The sequence below is a fragment of the Corynebacterium sp. zg-331 genome, from assembly GCF_014267345.1.
Taxonomy (GTDB): domain Bacteria; phylum Actinomycetota; class Actinomycetes; order Mycobacteriales; family Mycobacteriaceae; genus Corynebacterium.
The window spans coordinates 642,615-659,788 of sequence record NZ_JACMYD010000001.1 but is presented as its reverse complement, the minus strand read 5'-3'; the positions used below and the strand labels follow the sequence as shown (position 1 = coordinate 659,788).

At 63.0% G+C, this 17,174-nt stretch carries 16 protein-coding genes and 1 riboswitch; of the genes, 5 read left to right on the top strand and 11 right to left on the bottom strand.

Going from position 1 to position 17,174, the window contains the following annotated elements; translation table 11 throughout:
- Nucleotides 1–17 precede the first annotated feature (17 nt).
- Genes H7347_RS03225 through gndA form a run of 5 tightly spaced genes read right to left on the bottom strand, consistent with a single transcriptional unit; the run spans nt 18 to nt 5,939 of the window.
- Complete coding sequence (locus tag H7347_RS03225) at nt 18–890, bottom strand: 3-methyladenine DNA glycosylase (RefSeq protein WP_152821143.1); 873 nt, start codon at nt 888–890, stop codon at nt 18–20.
- A 2-nt stretch (nt 891–892) separates the two neighbouring features.
- Complete coding sequence (locus H7347_RS03220) at nt 893–1,942, bottom strand: hemolysin family protein (RefSeq protein ID WP_186337172.1); 1,050 nt, start codon at nt 1,940–1,942, stop codon at nt 893–895.
- The gene (locus H7347_RS03215; protein WP_152821141.1) at nt 1,939–3,282 is read right to left on the bottom strand and encodes a hemolysin family protein; all 1,344 of its coding nucleotides are present in this window, start codon (nt 3,280–3,282) and stop codon (nt 1,939–1,941) included. Before H7347_RS03215 ends, H7347_RS03220 begins: the two co-directional genes overlap by 4 nt.
- A 20-nt stretch (nt 3,283–3,302) precedes the next feature.
- Entirely contained in the window at nt 3,303–4,478 is a 1,176-nt protein-coding gene (locus H7347_RS03210; protein WP_186337171.1) for a DEAD/DEAH box helicase, read from the bottom strand.
- Nucleotides 4,479–4,490: 12 nt separating this feature from the next.
- Nucleotides 4,491–5,939 carry an NADP-dependent phosphogluconate dehydrogenase gene (gene gndA / locus H7347_RS03205; RefSeq protein WP_152821139.1) on the bottom strand — a complete coding sequence of 483 codons (1,449 nt, stop codon included), beginning with the start codon at nt 5,937–5,939 and terminating at the stop codon, nt 4,491–4,493.
- Between the two features lie 47 nt (nt 5,940–5,986).
- Here gndA and H7347_RS03200 point away from each other — a divergent pair, with 47 nt between their 5' ends.
- Together H7347_RS03200 and H7347_RS03195 are read left to right on the top strand one after the other, a co-directional pair.
- Nucleotides 5,987–6,424, top strand: coding sequence for a PaaI family thioesterase (locus H7347_RS03200; RefSeq protein WP_152821137.1), 438 nt, complete (start codon nt 5,987–5,989; stop codon nt 6,422–6,424).
- A 44-nt stretch (nt 6,425–6,468) separates the two neighbouring features.
- Nucleotides 6,469–7,059, top strand: coding sequence for a bifunctional 2-polyprenyl-6-hydroxyphenol methylase/3-demethylubiquinol 3-O-methyltransferase UbiG (locus H7347_RS03195; RefSeq protein WP_152821134.1), 591 nt, complete (start codon nt 6,469–6,471; stop codon nt 7,057–7,059).
- Here the strand turns inward: H7347_RS03195 and H7347_RS03190 are convergent.
- From H7347_RS03190 to H7347_RS03180, 3 genes are all read right to left on the bottom strand, one after another.
- Complete coding sequence (locus H7347_RS03190; RefSeq protein ID WP_152821132.1) at nt 7,043–8,284, bottom strand: amino acid permease; 1,242 nt, start codon at nt 8,282–8,284, stop codon at nt 7,043–7,045. The two genes, H7347_RS03195 and H7347_RS03190, sit on opposite strands and share 17 nt — an antisense overlap.
- Nucleotides 8,285–9,271: 987 nt before the next feature.
- Nucleotides 9,272–10,777: a bifunctional hydroxymethylpyrimidine kinase/phosphomethylpyrimidine kinase gene (locus H7347_RS03185; RefSeq protein ID WP_152821130.1), complete on the bottom strand. Its 1,506-nt coding sequence runs from the start codon at nt 10,775–10,777 to the stop codon at nt 9,272–9,274.
- Nucleotides 10,771–10,864: riboswitch (TPP riboswitch) on the bottom strand. It overlaps the preceding gene by 7 nt.
- A gap of 25 nt (nt 10,865–10,889) precedes the next feature.
- Nucleotides 10,890–12,296, bottom strand: coding sequence for an NAD(P)/FAD-dependent oxidoreductase (locus H7347_RS03180; protein ID WP_152821128.1), 1,407 nt, complete (start codon nt 12,294–12,296; stop codon nt 10,890–10,892).
- Between the two features lie 217 nt (nt 12,297–12,513).
- Between H7347_RS03180 and H7347_RS03175 the strand changes: the two genes are divergently transcribed.
- Nucleotides 12,514–13,794 carry a class I SAM-dependent methyltransferase gene (locus H7347_RS03175; RefSeq protein ID WP_152821126.1) on the top strand — a complete coding sequence of 427 codons (1,281 nt, stop codon included), beginning with the start codon at nt 12,514–12,516 and terminating at the stop codon, nt 13,792–13,794.
- Here the strand turns inward: H7347_RS03175 and H7347_RS03170 are convergent.
- Nucleotides 13,791–15,122 (bottom strand): MFS transporter, encoded by a 1,332-nt coding sequence (locus H7347_RS03170; protein WP_152821124.1) that lies wholly within the window; start codon nt 15,120–15,122, stop codon nt 13,791–13,793. The two genes, H7347_RS03175 and H7347_RS03170, sit on opposite strands and share 4 nt — an antisense overlap.
- 318 nt (nt 15,123–15,440) lie before the next feature.
- Here H7347_RS03170 and H7347_RS03165 point away from each other — a divergent pair, with 318 nt between their 5' ends.
- Together H7347_RS03165 and H7347_RS03160 are read left to right on the top strand one after the other, a co-directional pair.
- Complete coding sequence (locus tag H7347_RS03165; RefSeq protein WP_186337170.1) at nt 15,441–15,815, top strand: MmcQ/YjbR family DNA-binding protein; 375 nt, start codon at nt 15,441–15,443, stop codon at nt 15,813–15,815.
- A 90-nt stretch (nt 15,816–15,905) separates the two neighbouring features.
- A complete protein-coding gene (locus H7347_RS03160; RefSeq protein ID WP_152821120.1) occupies nt 15,906–16,274 on the top strand; it encodes a hypothetical protein in 369 nt (122 codons plus the stop codon).
- 22 nt (nt 16,275–16,296) lie between these two features.
- Here H7347_RS03160 and H7347_RS03155 read toward each other — a convergent pair whose 3' ends face one another.
- Both H7347_RS03155 and H7347_RS03150 read right to left on the bottom strand, forming a co-directional pair.
- Complete coding sequence (locus H7347_RS03155) at nt 16,297–16,482, bottom strand: hypothetical protein (protein ID WP_152821118.1); 186 nt, start codon at nt 16,480–16,482, stop codon at nt 16,297–16,299.
- On the bottom strand, nt 16,479–17,174 hold the full coding sequence (locus H7347_RS03150) for a YceI family protein (RefSeq protein ID WP_152821116.1): 696 nt from the start codon (nt 17,172–17,174) through the stop codon (nt 16,479–16,481). The genes H7347_RS03155 and H7347_RS03150 overlap by 4 nt, the downstream gene beginning before the upstream one ends.

Genomic DNA, 17,174 nt, shown 5'->3' with positions numbered 1-17,174 from the left:
CGGAAACCCTCCCTGTTTTAGGTAGTCGCACGTGTGGCTAGAAGTCTAGCCTCTTTGACTTTATCAATAATCTCCACCAGGGCCTCCCGGATCGGTTGCGCACTGCGGCTTAACTCGCGCTGGCGGCGCACGTATTCGGTCTTGCCCTCCGCGGTTTCAATGGCGACCACGCCAAATCCCAGTCCGCGCACATCATAGGGAGAGGCCTCCATATCCAGGATGCGGGCTCGGCGGGCGAGCGTAAAGGAATCAAGAAGCAATTGCCCGGGAACCAGGGGACCGAGCTTGTGGGCCCATTTGTAAAGATCCATCGTGGCGTGCACGCATCCGCCTTGGTCGTGGCGTATTTGATCCGCACGGCTGAGCACCGTGAGGTTAAGCGGGCGCGCGGGTGGGGTGAAAAAGCGGAAGGCATCGTAATGAGTGCAGCGAAGCTGATGGTCTTCTACCACCCTGTTGGTGGCCTCCGTTCCTAGGCGCAGCGGTAGATTGTGCCTCGGGGTGCCGTGGTAAACCATGGCCCATTCATGGAGACCAAAGCAATCGAAGCGCGCGGGGCGACGTTCGGTGCGCACCAGGAGCTCGCCGATCGCGGCCACGCCTTCGCCGCGCCGGTGCAGGAATCCGGCGACATCCACCCCCACGGGGTCCTCACCGTGATAATCTCGCCACTGTGCGTGCGGAGCGGGGCCGCGCAGCATCGTGCCCACGCCGGGATGCCAGCGGCGCAACTGTCCGGGGCGTACCTGGTAATAGTCGAAGAGAAAATCGAAGACGGGGTGCTTTTCCTGGCGTTGGCGTCGCCGACGATGCTCGGCGGTCAGCGCGTCGGCGCGCCGCTCGTGCGCGGCCATCTCCGCCATCCACTGCTCGGGATCGAGGTAGCGCATCCTTAGTCCTCGTGTGTCCAGTCCGTGACGGTTCCCACGTATTCCTCGATGAGATCTTCTAGGGCCACGATCCCAATGAGCTCGCCGCGATCGCGGACCTGGGCCATGTGGGCGGAACGCACGTGCAGGGTATGCAAGGCCTCGTCGAGCGGCTCCTGGCCATCGATGAAGATGAGTGGGCGCAGCTGCGTGCGCGGTATCACCGTCTGCGCCGAGGAAGTGGACATCCACCCGAGCACGTCCTTGACGTGGATGTAGCCGAGGTAGGAGCCGTCGCGCCTGGTGACGGGGAAGCGCGAAAAGCCGGTCTCGCGCACCAGGTCTTCTAGGTCGCCGATGGTGGGGCCCGTGCGGCCAAAGTCCAGGCTGCGCACCCGATCAAGCGGGATCATGACCTCCGTGAGACTGCGATTTTCCGAGCGCAGTGCCTTGCTGAGGCGAGCATGTTCCTCGGCATCCAGGTAGCCTTCGGCGCGCGACTCCGCGATCATCGAGGCCAACTGTGTGTGATCCACGGTGGAATCCAGCTCGTCTTTCTGCTCGATGCCGAAAAGACGCAGCGTGATTCGCGCCACCCAATTGAGGAAAATAATGATCGGCTTGGTGAGGCGCACCCAGCCGATGATGCCGGGAGCCAGCCACAGCGCCAGGGTCTCCGGCCCAGCGATGGCGATGTTCTTGGGCACCATCTCCCCGAAGAGGATATGCAAGAACGTGATGATCGCTAGGGCAATGAGAAAGGACAGCGGATGGATGAGATCCGCGGGCATCCCCAAGGCGCTAAAAGGCCCCTCCACGAAGTGGGCGACGGCGGGTTCGGCTACCTTGCCCAACACCAGGGAACACAGGGTGATACCAAACTGCGCCCCGGCGAGCATGAGCGAGAGATGCTCGGTAGCATAGAGCGCCCTTCCCGCACCGGGACGCCCCTGGGCGATGAGCGCCTCCACCCGATCCTTGCGGGAGGAGATTAGGGCGAACTCGCTGGCCACAAAGAAAGCATTGACGAGCAACAGGCCGGCGATCAGTGCCACCGTGGTCAGAATACTCACTGCTGGTACTCCTTTGCCTCTTCCTCCGTGATCGGGGTGAGGATGACCCGATCGATGCGGCGCTCATCCATGCCGGAGACCCTGGCGAGCCAGCGATCCGCACCGGGGAGAACCACGGCATCGCCCACCACAGGAATGCGGGCCAGCTGGGCCATGATGAGCCCGCCGAGGGTCTCATAGGGACCCTCGGGAGCCTGGTAGCCGATCTCCTCGCTAAGCTCGGCGGTGCGCACCAGGCCGGAAACCTCCCAGCTGGTGCCAAAGCGCTGAAAATCTCGCTCCGCGACCTGATCGTCGTGTTCGTCGTAAACATCACCCAGGATCTCCTCCACCACGTCTTCGATGGTGATGATTCCGGCGGTGCCACCGTATTCGTCGGCCACTAGCACCATCTGCGATCCTGCCGAGCGGACTGCCTTGAGCACGGCGTCACCGCCCAGGGACTCTGGGATAGCGGGAATCGGGCGCGCCAAAGACCCCACGGTCACGGTGGTGCGCTGGGCGGCGGAAACGGAAAAGGCATCCTTGACGTGCACCACGCCCAGGGTCTCGTCGAGATCGCCGCGCACCACCGGGAACCGGGAGTGCCCGGTCTCCAGGCTGAGGGCGATGAGATGCTGGATGGTTTCTTCTGCCTGGAGTAGATCCACGGTGGATCGAGGGGTCATGAGTTCCTCGGCCGTGGTCTCACCGAACTTAAGAGAAGCCTCCAATACCTCGGCCGTGGCAGCATCGATGCCGCCACGGCCGACGGAATTGCGCACCAGGGAGCCGAGCTCTTGGGGGGAGCGCGCGGAGGCGAGCTCCTCGGTCGGTTCGATCCCCAGCTTGCGCACCGTCCAATTGGCCGTCACATTGAGAAAGGCGATGAACCAAGCGAAGGCGGTATTAAAGATGTGCACCGGATGTACCACAAAGCGAGCTACCGGAAGCGGCATGGTGATCGCGATATTTTTGGGGACGAGTTCCCCGAACACCATCGAGAGCACCGTGGCCACGAGCATGGCCAGCACCAGCGCCACCGTGGTCGATGATTCCTCGGGCAGTCCCAGCAAGCGCAGTAGCGGGGTGAAATACTGAGCCAGGATCGGCTCGGCGAGGAAACCCGTAGCCAGGGTCGTGATCGTGATGCCCAGTTGCGCGCCGGAGAGGACGAAGGAAAGGTTGCGGAAGTCCCGCTGCACGGCGCGGGCGGAGGCGTCGCCGCGTTCCTTGACGTGATTATCCACGGTGGAACGCTCCACCCCGGTGAGGGCAAACTCGATGGCCACGAACAAACCAGTGCTGGCCGTGAGCACCACGAAACCGAGGAGGGAAAGAATACTGATCAATACGTCCATGGTGGTAGCCCCCGCGGGGCCTAAGCACCAGCTTTCTTCTTGGGTGTGCGTGCACCCGTGATCTTAGCTAAAGCGGGGGAGTCTGGGGTGACTTTTTCCTCCACGGCCTCGACCCCAGCCCGGCGCAGCAAGTGCGCCACCTCGTCTTTTTGTTCCTCCATCACCAGGGTGACCACGGTACCGCTGTCTCCAGCGCGCGCGGTACGTCCGGCGCGGTGCAGATAGGCCTTGTGCTCGGCCGGCGGGTCCACGTGGACGACCAGGGAGACCTCGCCGATATCGATCCCGCGCGCGGCGATGTCCGTGGCCACCAGGACAGGAATGGAACCATCCGCGAAGCCTGCCAGAGCCTTGGTGCGGGTGGACTGCCCCTTGTTTCCGTGCAGGCCAGCGGCCGCAATCCCGGCGCGCTGGAGCTTTTTGACCTGCCGATCCACTCCGTGCTTGGTGCGCATAAACATGATGGTGCGCCCCCTGCGGGCGGCGATGCGCAGCACGACCTCGTTGCGCGCCTCGCGGGTGCCCACGAGAAGCGTGTAGTGGCTCATGGTGTCCACTGCGGCCGCGGCGGGGGCGGTGGAGTGTCGCGCGGGGTTGGTGAGGTAGCGCTTGACCAGGGTATCCACCTGCCCATCCAGGGTGGCGGAGAAAAGCAGCCGTTGGCCGCGGGGAGTCAGATCAAGCAGCCTGCGCACCTGGGGCAAAAAGCCCATATCCGCCATCTGATCGGCCTCGTCAAGGGCGGTGATCCGGACGCTGTCGAAGAAGAGATCGCCCTGGTTGACGAGGTCCTGAGCACGCCCGGGGGTGGCCACGAGCAGATCCACGGGGGCGGCGAGGGAAGCCCTGTGCCTTTTGATATTGACCCCGCCGACCACATCGAGGACGCGCAGGCCGAGCGCGGCGGCGGGGTCGGCCAGGCGTTCCCTAATCTGGGCTGCGAGTTCCCGTGTGGGCACCAACACCAGGCCGCGGGGGTGGCCCGGCCGCGAGGGGGCACCGGCGAGCAGGGCGAGCATGGGCAGACCGAAGGCGAAGGTCTTTCCCGAGCCGGTGGGGCCGCGGCCGAGAAGATCACGGCCGGCGAGGATGTCCGGGATCGTCGCCTCCTGAATAGGGAAGGCAGTGGTGATCCCCTGGGCCCGCAGGGCGCGGTGGAGGGGATCGGGGAGGCCGAGGTCTGCGAAAGAGGTCACCCGGTGAGTGTACTAGGCCTCAACCTCGGAGCGATCCTCTGACCACAGGGTGTGGAAGTGACCCGGGCGGTCGGTGCGCTCGTAGGTATGGGCACCAAAGAAATCGCGCTGGGCCTGGATCAGGGCGGCGGGCAGGCGCTCGGCGCGCAGGCTGTCGTAGTAGGACAGCGAGGAAGAAAAGACCGGGATGGGAAGGCCCAGCCGGGTGGCGGCGACGACCACGCGGCGCCAGGAGTCGAGGCAGTTGGCGATCTCCTCGGTGAAGTAGGGAGCCAGGAGGAGCGATTCCACCTGCGGGTTATCGTCGTAGGCCTCCACGATGCGGTTGAGGAACTTGGCCCGGATGATGCAGCCGCCGCGCCAGATGGTGGCGAGGTCGCGGGGATCGACGTTCCAACCGTGCTCGACGGACCCCGCCCGAATCTCGTCGAAGCCCTGGGCATAAGCCACCATCTTGGAGGCGTAGAGCGCGCGGCGTACGTCCTCAACGAAGTCCTCGGTGTCCACGCCAAGGCCGGCCAGGCTGCTCACATCCCCGGTGGGCAGGTTCGTCGCGGCGGCGCGCTGGGCGCGAGCACCGGACAACGCTCGGGCAAAGACGGCCTCGCCGATGCCGGTGACCGCAATGCCCAGATCCAGGGCGGCCTTAACCGTCCAGCGTCCGGTGCCTTTTTGTCCAGCGGAATCCACGATGACGTCGATCAGCGGCTTGCCGGTGGCGGCGTCCACCTGAGCGAGCACCTCCGCGGTGATCTCGATGAGGTAGGAGTTAAGATCCCCCTTGTTCCACTCGGTGAAGATCTCCGCGATCCGCGCGGGCTCCAACCCGGCAGCATAGCGTAGCAAATGGTAGGCCTCGCCGATGACCTGCATGTCTGCGTACTCGATGCCGTTGTGCACCATCTTGACGAAGTGCCCGGCCCCATCTGGGCCGATGTGGGTGCAGCAGGCGGTGCCATCCACCTTGGCCGAGATATCCTCCAGCAGAGGACCCAGCGAGGCGTAGGATTCCGCGGTACCGCCCGGCATGATCGACGGACCACGGAGGGCACCTTCCTCGCCACCAGAGATGCCGGTACCCACGAAGTGCAGGCCCCGTGCGGAAATTTCCTTCTCGCGACGCACCGTGTCGGTATAGAGGGCGTTGCCGCCATCGACAATGATGTCGCCTTCCTCCATGGCGTCCACCAACTGATTAATCACGGCGTCGGTGGCGGCGCCAGCCTGTACCATGATGATGGCGCGCCGGGGGCGCTCCAGGGAGGCCACGAAGTCCTCGATGGTCTCGGCGGGCAGGAAGGTCCCTTCCGAACCATGGTGGGCGATGAACTCCTCGGTCTTAGCCGAGGTGCGGTTATAGACGGCCACGGCGTGTCCGTGATGAGCGAAGTTACGGGCGAGATTGGAGCCCATCACCGCGAGCCCAATGACGCCGATCTGTGCCTGCGAAGTAGTAGTCATGCCCAAAACACTACCCCGAGCGGTGCCAAAAGTGCTTGGATAGGGAAATGGACTTTACCAAGATGATGCAGCTGGCCGCCCGCGAACCCCTCCCACAGGCGGCGCTCGACCAGATCAATTCCGCTAAGCAGGGAGCCGAGGCGGCCCTGGGCATTAGGTTTACCGCCATAGGACCGGACGAGGTGCGCGCGGAGATGGCCGTGGATGGGCGCCACAAGCAGCCGATGGGGCTGGTGCACGGGGGGATCTACTGCGTGCTGACCGAAGGAGTAGCCTCGCTGGCGGCTCTGGTTGCCGCCGAGGGCAAGCCGATCGTGGGGGTCAATAACACCACCGATTTCCTGCGCCCAGTCTCCTCCGGCACGGTAACCGCGCGGGCCACAGGGATCCAGCGGGGACGGCGCACCCAGCTGTGGGAGGTGCGCATGGAACACGAGGGAAAGCTGGTGGCGCTGGGTCGATTGCGAACTATGCTGGCGAGCTAGATTCGCCGGGCGGCGCGGCGCACAAGAGGGATACACTGACGACTATGCCCACGTGGAAAGAACTCATCGACCGCAACCCTTACCACTCCCAGGACTACGCCGCGCGCTGGCGACGCATCGCCGCTAGCGGCAAGGATATCTTCGGCGAGGCTCGGCTTATCGACGCCCTCGTGCCTCGGCAGGCGCGCATTCTCGACGCCGGTTGCGGCACCGGACGCCTCGGCGGCTGGCTTGCCCAACGCGGGCACCGGGTACACGGCGTGGATCTCGACCCGGTGCTCATCGACTACGCCCGTGCCGACTATCCCGAGTCCACCTGGGAGGTGGGCGATCTCGGGGTAGACCCGCTGGAGCGGCAGGCCTACAACGCGGTGGTATGCGCAGGCAACGTTATGACTTTCATCGAACCCGATCGAAGGGAGGCCGCCGTAGCCAACCTGGCTCAGGCGTTGATCCCCGGCGGCCGCGCGGTGGTGGGCTTCGGGGCCGGGCGTGGCTGGGACTTTGCCGATTTCCTCGATACCTGCCGCCGGGCCGGGATGATCCTGGACCACAGCTACTCCACCTGGGACCTGCGCCCCCTGACGAAGGACTCCGATTTTCTGGTGGCGATCCTTTCTACGCCACGATCTTAAACACGATGGCGCTGATGGCCACCAGGCCAGAGAGCATGATAAACACGTTCGAGACCTGTCTGCGGTACGGCGCGAGCGCGGGAACCCGCGCGATGGCATACATCGGCATCAGATAGAGCAAGGCGGCGATCACCGGCCCCGAGAGCGTCTCGATGAGATCCAACACGCTGGGATTAAGAATGGCCGCCAACCAGGTGGTGGCAAAGATAAATCCATATACCCCCAGCTCCAGCGGACGCTGCGGCAGATCCCGCTTGACCACCCCGCGCACGATGCTTTGCGCGCCCTCCGACGCGCCGAGGACGTGACCAAAATACGAGGAAACGATGGCCGCGATCGCGATGACGGGAGCGAGGGAGGACAGCACCGGATTATCGAACACGTTGGCCATGTACGACAACACCGGCAGATTCGCCGCCCGCGCCGCCACCAACCCCTCGGCACCTAACGCCAGGGAACACGACCACACGAAGAACATGGTGAATACCGTGAGCAAAATCGCGGTATAGGCCAGCACCACGGAGGCGCGCCGAGTGGCGTGATCGCCGTGGTTGCGCTGCATCGCCAGGGAGAACTGCGAGATGGCGGGGGAGTGGTTAAAGGCAAAGACCAAGACCGGGATGACCAGCCACACCGCCGTTACGGTGGCCCACACGCCTTTGCCGGGGGTGCCGAAAAACCCCTGGAAATCCCAGGAAGGGATCAGATACAGGGAGATAGCGCCTAGCAGGAAGATCAGCGGGTAGACCAGCAGCTGGGTGACCGCGAGCATGAGCTTTTGACCAAACACCAAGACCAGCGTCATCCCGCCCACCAGTAGTCCGGAGAGTAACGGGCGGGGAACCTGCGGGCCGTGAAGCTGATGGACGATGAGGCTATCGACGGTGTTGGTGATGCTCACCCCGTAAATCAGCACGATCGGGTAGATGGCAGCGAAATAGAGCAGGGTGATGACCCAACCGATCTTTTCCCCGAAGTAATCGCGGGCCACCACGGTGATGTCCTCACCCTTGCGCGGCGATACGCACACCATGCGTGCCAGGGCCCGGTGCGAAAAATACGTCATCGGACCGATGAGCAGGGTGGCGATGAGCAGCGGCCACACGCCGGAGCTCCCGGCGTTGATGGGGAGAAAAAGAATACCTGCGCCCACGGCGGTGCCGAATAAAGAGATGGTCCAGCTGGTGTCGATGCCGCGCGGCGGGCGCTGCGTGGTAGTGGCCATAGGAAGCGTCCTTGCTATTGAGGGGTAATTCCTATGACACTGTAGAGCCTGCGGTGAGGACACGCACAATCGGTATGGCGGTTTGCCGCGGCAGCCGTGGTACGGATTGGTGAACGGGGCCTTGTGCTTGCGTCGGGTTCTCTACCGTGAGTGCTTCCTTTTGTTTCATTCCCTCGCGGGACCCCTGGTCTAGGGTCCGCTCCGGGCAAAGGGCGCTATCCGAGGGTGGGAAAATGTATTAGTTTGTATAAGTATGGTTTTTGGTATTGGTTCTCCTGGCGGATGGTGAATATTCTGCGGGAATTTAGCGCCTCTATTAGTGATGGGTATAGAAACTCCAGCTGTGGAAGATGGGGTGGGGCTGACGTCAGGTGAAGGTAAGGATACTTCGCGAAATATAGTGGAAACATTTTCTTGCCGCGACTACCAAGAGTGCAACCGTCTATGGCAGCTGTGGGGCGCTCGGAGGTTGCGTTTCTCCTCGGCATCCTTGCTGGGGGTGTCTTGCGGCCGATTCGCCGTGGGCATGGGCGATCGTGTGGGGGATTCTTGGTAAGTATTGACCTTGCGTTTCCTTATCTGATCTCCATGCCCTTTTCTTCGTTGAGATATTGTTGACTATTTTTACCTTGAGAAGTGACGTGTGGGTAGAAGTATTGACAATTGGACGTGAGTTCGTCCGTGCTCTTTTCCTCCTGCGGTGAGAGGGGACGGGGGAAAACTGATTGGCGGCTAAGCGATAGTTATTGCAAGGCGGGGGGATCGTTATTCTTCTTTATGCTGGCCCTTGCCTCTATGGTGGATGCGTAACCCAAGAGCCGCGTGTGACATTTGTGCGGCCAAGGGGGTGGTGTTGTTATCTCCTTTTTAAGGTTGGGACATGACTGTATGTGTAGGCCAGGTCAATTTCTCCGGATTGAAGGAGGGGAGCATCACCGGGACGGCGGTGCGGCCGGGGGGATAAGACATGCAGCGCCTTATCCCCGATTATCGACAGGAGCCCTGAGCAAAGAAGTCCCGTTCGAAGTAACATGCCGCCACGAAAGCTCGCGCCGCGCGCAACCGTTGCTCCGGGGAGGCCTGCTCCAGGGCGTCTTCCACGCGGGCGATAGCCCGGCGGGCACCGCTGAGAAAGCTGGGGTCGCCATAGGTGCTCAGCCACGGGGCATAGGGGTGATCCGGGGTGATTCCTTCGCTAAGCCGCAGGCCGATGTGCGCGTAGAGCCAGTAGCAGGGCAATACCGCGGCGGCGGCCTCCGCGTAGCAGCCGGAATCGGCGGTGGCGGAGAGAAAAGAGGTGTAGGCCAGCGTGGTGGGGGAAACGTCCTCGGTGAGGGCACCCAGCTCCGAGCGGTGTAGTTGGGCCTCTTCCTCAAGACAGACGGCGGCATCCTGGGCCCACTGAGTAGCGTGATCGGGCCGGTTACAGCGCGAGGCTACTCGCGCCAGGGTGCGGGAATAGGAAAGCAGGTAGCGGGAGTCCTGGGCAAGATAGAAGAGGAAATCTCCGCGATCCAGGCTCCCCTGGCCCAGCTGCTGGATAAAATCTAGTGCGTAGGTCTCCTGCAGGGGATCACGGGCCAGCGCCCACAGTGCCCTCGTCCAGGGACCAGCGGCCCAGGAATCATCCGGCGTGGGCTGAGCGGAAAACTCCGTGGGCAGCGGCCAGGGGACAGCAGAGCCGGCCGCGCTGAGTCGCCGGCTGCGGTGGCAGTGATCCACCGGTCCGTTGCCTTGTCCCACGTGGAGCTCCCCGCCGTGACGGATAGCCTCGGACAACCAGCGGGTGGACCAGCCCAGGGCGGCGGCCGGGGTGTCGTCGATGACCAGGCGTGTGGCCAGGCTAGAGGACAGGGAACAGCCGGTGCCGTGGGTGTGCGGGGTGGCGATCCGCGGGCAGGACACCATGTTGACGGTGCCGTCCGGAGCCACGAGCGCATTGTCGGCATGCTCGCCCTGCAGGTGTCCGCCCTTGACTACGATGGCGGTGCCCCAGTCCCGCGCTAGCGGCAGCGCCTGAGAAACGGCCTCCTCCAAGCAGCGCGCTGGGGCGGCATGCGCCAGCACCGCCAGTTCCTTGAGATTGGGGGTGATCACGTCCACTTGCGCGCACAGTCGGCGCAGGGCGTCTTCGGCCTCGGGGGCTAAGAGCCTGTCGCCGCTGGTGGCTACCATCACTGGATCGAGGACGATGGGAGCCACCGGGTGCTCGCCGAGGTACTCGGCCACGGTTTCGGTAGTCGAGGCGTCGCCCAGCATCCCGATCTTGAGGGCATCGATCTGAACGTCATCGAAGACGGCATCGAGTTGGGCGAGCAGGAACTCGCGTGGCGGGGTATGCACGCAGCGTACTCCGAGGGTATTTTGCGCCACCAGGGCGGTGACGACGGAAAGCGGGAAGCCTCCGGCCTCGGAGATTGCTTTGATGTCCGCCTGGATGCCGGCGCCCCCGGTGGGGTCGGTTCCGGCGATGGTCAGTACGCGCGGTATCAAGATATGACATATCCCTTCGCTAGTCCGAACTAGAGCAGGTTCTACGGGTATGATCTCAGCGCTGTGTGCGCACCCCGTTGCCTGCCGCCAGACTAGCAGAAGGGATGGTGTTTTACTGCTCCCCGAAGCGACGGGTATCGCGAACCTCGATGGGGAAGTCCGCGTCCGAGCCCACCATGCCGTTGAGCTTGTTCAAGCCGTTGCGGCCGTGGAGCTGCTGGCGCGTGGTGGCTAGGTTCCACCGCTTGCGCGACAGCGCGTTGAGGCCCCAGGCGAAGGCCGCCACCAGGCGGTTGCGGAAACCCACCAGGTACATCACGTGCACGGCCAGCCACAGCAACCACCCGATGAAGCCGGTGACCTCCACCTTGCCCATCTTCACCACGGCGGAGAAGCGGGAAATGGTGGCCATCGATCCCTTATCGAGGTACTCGAAGGGGGTACGTTCCTCCGGTTTCTGCTTGCCCTCGGCCTCCGCGGTGATCTGCTCGGCCACGTATTGACCGGTTTGAATGGCGGTCTGGGCCACGCCCGGCAGGCGGTTGAGCCCCATCATGTCGCCGATGACAAAGACGTTCTTGTACTCGCCCACACTGAGGTCGGGATTGACCTGTACGCGCCCGGCGCGATCCACCTCGACGCCGGCCTGATCGGCCACCAGCTTGCCTAGGGGGGAAGCGGCCACGCCGGCAGACCAGATCTTGGTGTAGCTTTCGATGGTGTGCTCCTCCTCCCCGGCCTTGTAGGTGACGGAAGACTCGTCCACGTTGGTCACCAGCGCGCCGAGTTTGACCTCGACGCCGAGCTTTTCAAGCTGGCGTTGCGCCTTACGCCCCAGTCGTTTGCCGAAGGGGGGCAGGACCTGGGGGGCGCCGTCGAGAAGCAGGATTTTGGCGGAGGCCGTGGAGAAGTTGCGGTATTCCCCGGAGAGGGTGCGGTGCGCCATCTCTGCGAGCTGACCGGCTAGTTCCACACCGGTGGGCCCGGCACCGACGATCACGAAGGTCAAGAGGCGTTCGCGCTCGGCGGGATCGGTGGTTAGCTCGGCGCGCTCGAAGGCGCCGATGATGCGCGCGCGGATTTCGAGGGCGTCATCCAGTGTTTTCATGCCGGGTGCGTACTGGGCGAAGTGATCGTTGCCAAAGTAGGACTGCCCGGCGCCGGCGGCGATGATGAGAGAATCGTACTCGTAGCTGCGTTCGTAATTGCCCAGATGGGTGGTGACGGTTTTGGTCTCGATATCGATATCGGTTACTTCGCCCTTGACCACGGAGGCGTTTTCCTGCCCGGCCAGGATCTGCCGGGTGGACGGGGCGATCTCCCCGGAGGAAAGGATACCCGTAGCCACCTGGTAGAGCAGTGGCTGGAAGAGGTGGTGGTTGCCACGATCGATGAGGGTGACATCGACGTCCGCGTCCTTGAGATCCTTGGTAGCAAAGAGACCGCCGAATCCGGAACCGATCACCACGACGTGGTGGCGGCCGCCGGCGGGACGGTAGGCTTTCTTACTGGATGACATGGCTTTTTATGCTCCTGAATTGCGTCTATATTCCGTGCAGTGCTGGCTAGTGCTGATGATAATAGTCGCCCTGCTCACTTTTAGCAGTCCAGGGGCCACAAGAATCCACCCATTCGGGCTAAAACGCAGAAATATTGAGGCGCTGATGTTTGGTTTAGCGCGCTTCGGTGCCGCCTCGGTATCGTTGGTCTGCGATATTGACGGGTATGGAGGCACAATGACGGACCGGCATCTCATCGCCATCGACGTCCAGGCGTGGCCGGGGTTACGGGCCGTGCCGAAGGACTGGCGGCTCCGCAGGCGAGCGCGCCGCGCCGAGGCAGAGTTCGCGCAATCCTGCGCGCAGGCGGGGCTGGATCTAGAATCCGAACGACCGGACCTGGTGGTGGAGCATGATGAGTTGTTCTACCGCATTGCTTCCTCCGGCTGGCTGGGTCTGGCGGAATCCTATATGGCGGGCGAGTGGAATGCCGCCGATCTCCATGGGGTGCTCCTCGCTTTACTCGGCATCGGCTATAAGCCCGCGCGCGGAGAGGTGCCCCCCAGGGCCTACGACGGTGGGGCGCTGCCCTCGGAGCTTGTGGAATTGTCCTCCTCTGACGGTATGAGTCTCATGGGGGGTCTCTTCGAATCGGGAGTGCCCACCACCGTACGGCGTTCCGTGCCCAGCTTTGTTTCCGGTGCGGGGCACGGGGGTGAACCGGCGACGCACTTTGTGGACATCACCCGCCTCGCCCCACCGGTGGCGGTGGAGCGTGCCGACCTGGGTGCCTCACAGGCCGGCGTAGTGCGGGCACTTCTCGATGCCGCCGAGGTACGTCGAGGAAGCGACGTCCTGGAATATCCCGCTACGGGAGGTGCCATCGCCCTAGCTGCCGCCGGGCGTGGAGCTCGGCCGAGCGCCGTGACGGCTGACGCCGCATGTGCGGCAGCCATGGAGGAGCGGCTCACGCTCGCGGGCGTGACGGGAATGCGCCCGGTGGCCATGACGCACCCGGTCGCTCCGGGGGGTGTGCGCCCCGGAGCTCAGGCCGTGGTGAGCGTGGAATATCTGGAGCTATTGGACCCTGGGCAGCGGGCGGACTTCATGGCGAGTCTGGATCACTCGGTGCGCCCCGGGGGCTATTGCGCGATGCAGACCCTGGTGGCGACCGCCGATTTCAGCGCCGCAGCGCACCGTAGTCTCGATGTGCTGCGCGCCTATATTTGGCCGGGCCTGCAATACCCCACGGCGCAAGAGGTGCACCGGCTTAGCGACCGGGCCAGTGGGTTGCGGGTGGTGGGCGAGCGCCACTTCGCGGAGCACTACGCCCTGGCGCTCAAGCTGCAATCGGAGTGCTTTGAGGGCCACTCCCGGGAGGCCGCGGCCGCCGGATTCGACCAGGTTTTCCGCAGGCTTTGGCGCTATCAGTTTGCGTTGCGGCGGGCCCTGCTCGACCTTGGGATGATCGAGGCCGTGCAATTTACGCTCACGCATCGGTGCCGGCGGGGGCGCTAGATCGCGGTCATGTCGTGCTCGCGGGTCTCGTGCATGAGGAGAATCGCCGCCAGTGAGATCGCAGAGACCACGCCAAGGTACAGGCCTACGTAGCCCACTCCGTATTCCTTGGCCAGGGCGGTGGCAATGAAAGGAGCGATCGCGGCTCCCAGGATCGAGGCAACGTTATAGGAAATGCCGGAGCCGGTGTAACGCACGTTGGTGGGGAAGAGCTCGGGCAGTACCGCGGACATGGGGCCGAAGATCAGTCCCATGAGGAACATACCGACGGTAAGGAATACGAGGACGCTGGCGGTGGTGGCCGACTGGGTGTTTAAGAGAAGGGAGAACGTGGCGCTAAAGGCGATCATGGCTACCGTGACCCACAGCAGGGTGGGCCTGCGTCCGACCTTATCGGCTAGCCAGCCGGAGAGCGGTACGCCCGCGATGAAGGCGAAGATGGAGATGAGCTGGAGCTTGAGGAAGTCCGTGTAGGCGAAGTTCAAGCCGTCCTTGGCGATGCCGTGCGAGAGGATCCACGTGGTGACCAGGTAGAAAAGGGTGTAGCAGCCGACCATCACGAAGGTGCCGGTCAGCAGCGGCCTCGTGGCGGTGCGGAATACCTCCTTGAGTGGCGAAGGCACGCGCTTGTTTTGCTCGATGGCCTTTTGGAATACCGGGGTTTCCTCCAGACGCAGCCGCACGTAGAGTCCCACGGCCACCATGATCGCCGAGGCGAGGAAGGGGATGCGCCAACCCCACACCATGAAGGCGCTGTCCAAGTCGCCGTTAGTGTAGCCGAAGCTACTCACCAGGATCAGGAAGAGGCCGTTGGCGAGAAGAAAGCCAAAGGGTGCGCCCAGTTGCGGCCACATGGCGGCCCAGGCGCGCTTACCCTCCTCGGCGGTCTCGGTGGCCAGGAGGGCGGCCCCGGACCATTCTCCGCCTAGCCCAAGGCCCTGACAAAAACGCATGAGGGCCAGCAGCGTCGGTGCCGCGATGCCGATCTGGTGGTAGGTAGGCAGTAGGCCGATGAAGAAGGTGGCGATGCCCATGGTTAACAGGGCGAAGACGAGGGTGGCTTTACGCCCCAGGACATCGCCAAAGTGTCCGAAGATGATGGACCCCAGAGGGCGAGCGACGAAGGCCAAGCCAAAGGTGGCGAAGGAGGCTAGCAGGGCCACGGTGGGATTGTCATTTTTGGGGAAGAAGAGGTGGGGAAAGACTGCCACGGCTGCGGTGGCATAGATATAGAAGTCGTAGAACTCGATGGTGGTGCCCACGGTGGAGGCGGTGATGATGCGCGCCCGGTCGCGGCGGGTGAGCGCGGGTGGGGGAGAAATCGTCATGGGGAGCCCTTCGCATCTGTCGTCCGATCGTTGGATTACAAGATACTGTTCCGTATTGTGAGATAACAAATCCTGTTTTGCGGGATTTTCGTCGGGTGTGCGTTCGTCTGGCCGATCCTGTGTGAACCGTTGATGATGCGGCGCCCCTCCCGTCTGCACTGGGACTTTCGGTGGCATGCACGCTTGGCGTGGAGCGGGGCCGTTTGGGGATGGTCTACCGCGGTGTCCTTAAATGACATAATGTACATTATCGGACAATAGGGCTGGTTGGCTATCATGGCTGCATCCCGATGGTCGATGCGAAGAAAGGCTGTGGAGATGGATCGTGCGGAGGTCGTGCAACACGTGTGGCAACGGTATGGGGTATCTCCGGAGTATCTTTGGCCCGAGACGAATCTGAGCGGCGCGGTGTTTCGTTGCCCGAGTAACGGCAAATGGTTTGGGTTGATGATTGAGGCGCGTGGCGACAAAATTGGTCTCCGTGGCGCGGCGGAAGCCGCGCGCCACGATCTCCTGGTGGTGAAAAACGATCCCGATGTGGTGAGCTTTCTGCTGGCTCAAAGTGGTTATTGCCCTACGTATCACATGAATAAGCGGCATTGGATTTCCGTGCGTCTCGGCGGACCCGTTGAGGCTCGCGAGGTGTGCGATCTCATGGCGGATAGCTTCCTTATGGTCCATGCCGTAGAATAGTCACCCGTGACACTTCTTTCTTCATGAATTGCGAAAATCATGTACGGTGGATGGAGTTGGTTTTCCCTTCACCGAAAGGATTGAACAATCATGAAGAAGAATCTCCGCCTTCTCCCGCTGCTGGCTGTGGCTCCCCTCGCCCTGGTTGCCTGCTCCTCCGATGACGGCGACAGCACCGAGGCCACCACTGAGTCCGTGATGACCACCGCCCCGGCTACCACCGCTCCTGCCGACGCTATGACCTCTCAGGTCTCCGAGGCCTCCGAGAAGGCTTCGGAAAACGCCAACGAGGCCGTGGACAGCTTCAATGAGAAGAAGGATGAGGTGGCTCACGATCTTTCCGATGCGAAGGATGATGCCACCGATAAGCTGTCCGACGCCAAGGACGGCGCGGCGGATAAGATCTCCGGCGCTGCCGATAGCGTCTCCGACAAGATGGATGAGCACGCTCACCACTAATTGCGCGTGCTCGGGCGGCGCCTTATGGCGCCGCCTTTTTTTCTTCCCGCCGCTGGTAGGCGGCGATAACCTGGGCGACGGTGATACTGCCCAGGGTGATAGCGATCGCGCCAACCACCCACATACCCTGGGCGAATACCCACAGAGCAAAGGCGATGATGACGGCGAGGCGTAGCCAGAGCGCCGGAATCATGTGGTCCGGGCTCATGCGGTCTTTTCCAACGCGAGACGGATGTTAATCTGTCCCTCCTCGGCGATGGAGGCTGCCACAAAGTCAGGCGTTTCTACCTCGTAGTCGGCGCGCCGAAGCGGAATATCACTGGACACCGCCACGTAGTCGCCGCTGCGCAGAACCTTCATGGTGGCTTCAACATCCCTGGTGTGGCCGTGGAGGGTGAGTTTCCCCGGCACGATGACCTCTCCCACGGTGCCGTCGTCTGGCATCCCGGAAAGATTCACGGGGGCGGTAACCTCGAAGTCCGCCGTGGGATAGACCTCGGTTTCCAGGATCTTGGTGCGCACGTTGATGTCGCGACGCTCGTTATCGGAGGCCACCGCGGTCATGTCCACGGTGATCAGCCCGCTGGTCAACGCGTCTTCCTCCACGTTGAGGGACCCTTCCACCTTGGTGGTAGAGCCCGAGGTGACGCGCTTATCGCCGGGCAAGATCTCGTGGAAGGTATAGCCAGCCGAGGTGGTGTTCTCCCCTGCCCTGGCGGTGACCTGCCAGTGCCCGTTCATGCTGGTGGAAGCGGCCTTGGCCCCCTGCGGATTGAGGCCCTGCGTTTTAACGCCGGGGCCGTTCATCGCGCTGAGAACCGTGGGCAGGATGGAAAGCACGGCGATCAGGGCGATGGCGATGATAAAGACGGTGACGACGAGTTTGCGATTGTGCAGCAT

What these genes read in the sequence shown, in the direction of transcription:
- H7347_RS03180 (WP_152821128.1), bottom strand. Translation starts at nt 12,296, where the DNA reads ATGTCATCCAGTAAGAAAGCCTACCGTCCCGCCGGCGGCCGCCACCAC.
- H7347_RS03190 (WP_152821132.1), bottom strand. Translation starts at nt 8,284, where the DNA reads ATGGCCACTACCACGCAGCGCCCGCCGCGCGGCATCGACACCAGCTGG.
- H7347_RS03195 (WP_152821134.1), top strand. Translation starts at nt 6,469, where the DNA reads ATGCCCACGTGGAAAGAACTCATCGACCGCAACCCTTACCACTCCCAG.
- H7347_RS03165 (WP_186337170.1), top strand. Translation starts at nt 15,441, where the DNA reads ATGGATCGTGCGGAGGTCGTGCAACACGTGTGGCAACGGTATGGGGTA.
- H7347_RS03225 (WP_152821143.1), bottom strand. Translation starts at nt 890, where the DNA reads ATGCGCTACCTCGATCCCGAGCAGTGGATGGCGGAGATGGCCGCGCAC.
- H7347_RS03155 (WP_152821118.1), bottom strand. Translation starts at nt 16,482, where the DNA reads ATGAGCCCGGACCACATGATTCCGGCGCTCTGGCTACGCCTCGCCGTC.
- H7347_RS03170 (WP_152821124.1), bottom strand. Translation starts at nt 15,122, where the DNA reads ATGACGATTTCTCCCCCACCCGCGCTCACCCGCCGCGACCGGGCGCGC.
- H7347_RS03150 (WP_152821116.1), bottom strand. Translation starts at nt 17,174, where the DNA reads ATGCTGCACAATCGCAAACTCGTCGTCACCGTCTTTATCATCGCCATC.
- H7347_RS03175 (WP_152821126.1), top strand. Translation starts at nt 12,514, where the DNA reads ATGACGGACCGGCATCTCATCGCCATCGACGTCCAGGCGTGGCCGGGG.
- H7347_RS03200 (WP_152821137.1), top strand. Translation starts at nt 5,987, where the DNA reads ATGGACTTTACCAAGATGATGCAGCTGGCCGCCCGCGAACCCCTCCCA.
- H7347_RS03215 (WP_152821141.1), bottom strand. Translation starts at nt 3,282, where the DNA reads ATGGACGTATTGATCAGTATTCTTTCCCTCCTCGGTTTCGTGGTGCTC.
- gndA (WP_152821139.1), bottom strand. Translation starts at nt 5,939, where the DNA reads ATGACTACTACTTCGCAGGCACAGATCGGCGTCATTGGGCTCGCGGTG.
- H7347_RS03160 (WP_152821120.1), top strand. Translation starts at nt 15,906, where the DNA reads ATGAAGAAGAATCTCCGCCTTCTCCCGCTGCTGGCTGTGGCTCCCCTC.